Source organism: Rhizobacter sp. P2_H2 (assembly GCF_056403375.1).
The window spans coordinates 1-2,925 of the sequence record NZ_JBFUFP010000702.1 but is presented as its reverse complement, the minus strand read 5'-3'; the positions used below and the strand labels follow the sequence as shown (position 1 = coordinate 2,925).

Genomic DNA, 2,925 nt, shown 5'->3' with positions numbered 1-2,925 from the left:
GCGTGACCGGGCGCTGCAGGAAGATCGACTGGCCGAGGTTGCCGTGCAGCACCTCGCCGATCCAGTACGCGAACTGCACCGGCAGCGGCTTGTCGAGGCCGTAGTCCTTCTGCACGCGGGCGATGTCCTCGGCGGTGGCCTGGTCGCCCAACAGCACCGAGATCGGGTCGCCCGACGCGGCGCGCGTCAGCACGAACACCATCACCGCGACGATGGCGAGCACGGCCAGCATGCCGGCCAGGCGGGAGAGAAGGTAGCGATGCACGGCCTACTTGATCCGCGCGTTCCAGAAGAACGGCCAGGTCGACGGCACGTAGCCGTCGAGCGCCAGGCTGCGTGCTGCGAGCCCGTTGAAGCGGCCGACGTTGATGTACGGCACCTCGTCGTAGACCACCTGCTGCACCTTGCCCCACAGCGCGCCGCGCTTGGCCGCATCGGTCTCCTGGTTGAAGGCGGCCAGCGCCGCCTGCTTGGCCGGCGAACTCCACCAGCCCGGTGCGCCTTCGCCGAGTTGCGGCGGCGACAGCATCGGCTCGGGGAACTGACCGGAGTGGGTKACGTACAGGTCCCACAGCTTCGAGTCGTTGCGGCGCTGCACCAGCGTCGCCCAGTCGACGACGTTCAGCTCGACCTTGAAGCCGGCGCGCTTCAGCTGCTCGGCCATCAGCAGCGCCATGTTGTAGTGGAAGTCGTACTGCCGGCTCGTCAGCACGCGCACCGGCTCGCCCTTGTAGCCGGCCTTCTCGGCGTCGTCCTTCGCCTTCTTCGCGTTGCGCTGGTTGTAGGCATCGGTGCCGACGTTCGAGTAGAACGGCGAGCCCTTCGGGAAGTGGTTGCCCTCGGCGCTGAAGAAGCGGGTGTCGCCGAAGCCGGCGGCCAGCATCTCGCCCTCGCCGATCGCGGTCTGCAGCGCGCGGCGCACGCCGACGTTGGCGGCCACGCCTTCCTTGGTGTTCAGCACCAGGTACGGGAAGCCGAACGAGGTGGTCAGGATCGGCACCGTCTTGCCGGTGGCCTTCTCGAGCCGCGACAGCGCCTCGACCGGCAGCAGGTCGGCGAAGTCGTACTGCGCGGCCAGCGCGCCTTCGACACGCGTGTTGGCGTTGGGCACCGGCACGAAGCGCAGCTCCTCGATCAGCGCCTCGCGCTTGCCGGCGTAGCCGCTCGCCGGCTCCTTGCGGGCGCTGTACTTGTCGAAGCGGGTCAGCAGCACGTAGGCATCGGGCTTGCGCTCCTTGAAGCGGTACGGGCCGGTGCCGACGAACTCCTTCAGCGGCGTCGCGATCGACTCCTTGGCCATGATCGCGGCCATGCCGCTCGGCAGCGCGAGCTGGGCCAGCAGCGGGGCGTACGGGTTCTTCAGCACGATCTGCACCGCGAGCGGGCTGGTGGCCTTGATGCTGTCGAGCTCCTTGCCGACGGCCTTGCCGCGCGGCGCCTGTTCCATCCAGCGCTGCAGGCTCGCGACCACGTCGTCGGCGTTCAGTTCGCGGCCGCTGTGCAGCAGCACGCCGCGGCGCAATGTGATCGTGTAGGTCTTGCCGTCGGCGCTGATCTTGGGCTGCGCTTCAGCCAGCATCGGCACCACGTTCCACTTCGCGTCGAAGGTGTAGAGCGGCTCGTAGACGTGCTGCATGATGGTGCCGACCAGGTCGGCGGTGGAGGCCATCGGGTCGAGCGTCTGCGGCTCGCCGACCATCGCGAGCGTCGCGAAGTTGCGCGGACCCTGGGCCTGCACGGTGCCGGCGGCCCCGAGCAGGCAGGCGGCCAGGCCGAGCGCGGCGGGCAGCTTCAGCAGGGTGCGGCGGGGGAGGGAAGCGATGCGGGACATGGCGGGATCTCCAACAAGGGCAGTACGGCTGAAATCTGAAAATATTTTTCAGAACGACGCGACTATGGAGCAATCGCCGTGCCAAATAATCGGGGTTTACCCGCCATGTGACAGTGTTGACTGAAAGACACTTTCACATCTATGGTGCGCAGCTGCACTGTTTTCACCCTGAAGGAGTCTTCCATGCCCCTCGAATACCTTGGCGCCCCGCCGGTGGCTTCCGACCGCCAGGCGCGGCCGTTCTCTCCGGCCGTGCGCGCCGGTGACTTCATCTACGTGTCGGGCCAGGTCCCGGCGGATGCGAACGGCGAGATCGTCGCCGGCGGCATCGAGGCGCAGACGCGCCAGGTGATGGAGAACCTGAAGTCGGTGCTGGCGCTGGCCGGCGCAACGTTCGACGACGTCTGCAAGAGCACCTGCTGGCTGCAGGACGCGCGCGACTTCGGCGCGTTCAACCGCATCTACATGAGCTACTTCCCGAACGGGAAGCCGGCGCGCTCGACGACCGAGGCGCGGTTGATGGTGGATGCGAAGGTGGAGATCGACGTGATCGCGTTCAAGCCGGTGAAGTGAGGCGCCAGCGGGGCAAGAGGAGACAAATGGACTGATTCGGTCTTCTGGGAGTTGCGGCTTAATTGCCACCTTATCGACTCAAGGTGGCAAATATGATTTGTTATCGATGGCTGTATGCATCAGATATGATGCGTTCCTTTGGCTGCTAGAAGTCATGCGCCGTCCCGAAGCTGCCTTTGCCAGTCCTGCGTCCCTCGCGGCCTCGGGCCAGTTGGGCGCTGCGATCCGCCTGGCCCGCCTGGCGCGCAACCTCACGCAGGCCGACTTCGCGGAGCGTGCCCGCATGAGCATCGCCACCTTGCAGCGCATCGAGCGCGGTGACCCGGCGGTCAGCTTCTCATCATGGCTGTCGGCGATGGAGGTCTCCAACCTGCTGCCGATTCTCCAGAAGGCCGCAGACCCGGATGCCGATGCTGCCGGCCGCGTCCGGCGTGAACTCGAACAGCGCAAGCGCGCGACCGGATCCAGGGGCAAGGCCGCCGAGGAGGATCCCTATGCCTTCTGAGTTCAAAGGGGTCGTC

3 protein-coding genes and 1 pseudogene are annotated in these 2,925 nt (G+C 66.6%); 2 read left to right on the top strand and 2 right to left on the bottom strand.

The genetic code is table 11. The features are described 5' to 3' along the window. Positions 1 to 265, bottom strand: a pseudogene (locus tag AC1D15_RS24940) (ABC transporter permease); the annotation flags it as partial. 3 nt (positions 266 to 268) lie between these two features. After that, entirely contained in the window at positions 269 to 1,831 is a 1,563-nt protein-coding gene (locus AC1D15_RS24935) for an ABC transporter substrate-binding protein (protein WP_477828092.1), read from the bottom strand. A gap of 183 nt (positions 1,832 to 2,014) precedes the next feature. Here AC1D15_RS24935 and AC1D15_RS24930 point away from each other — a divergent pair, with 183 nt between their 5' ends. Together AC1D15_RS24930 and AC1D15_RS24925 are read left to right on the top strand one after the other, a co-directional pair. Continuing rightward, positions 2,015 to 2,404 (top strand): RidA family protein, encoded by a 390-nt coding sequence (locus tag AC1D15_RS24930; RefSeq protein ID WP_477828091.1) that lies wholly within the window; start codon positions 2,015 to 2,017, stop codon positions 2,402 to 2,404. Positions 2,405 to 2,558: 154 nt separating this feature from the next. Next, positions 2,559 to 2,909, top strand: coding sequence for a helix-turn-helix domain-containing protein (locus tag AC1D15_RS24925; RefSeq protein ID WP_477828090.1), 351 nt, complete (start codon positions 2,559 to 2,561; stop codon positions 2,907 to 2,909). Positions 2,910 to 2,925: the final 16 nt, after the last annotated feature.

What these genes read in the sequence shown, in the direction of transcription:
- AC1D15_RS24930 (WP_477828091.1), top strand. Translation starts at nt 2,015, where the DNA reads ATGCCCCTCGAATACCTTGGCGCCCCGCCGGTGGCTTCCGACCGCCAG.
- AC1D15_RS24925 (WP_477828090.1), top strand. Translation starts at nt 2,559, where the DNA reads ATGCGCCGTCCCGAAGCTGCCTTTGCCAGTCCTGCGTCCCTCGCGGCC.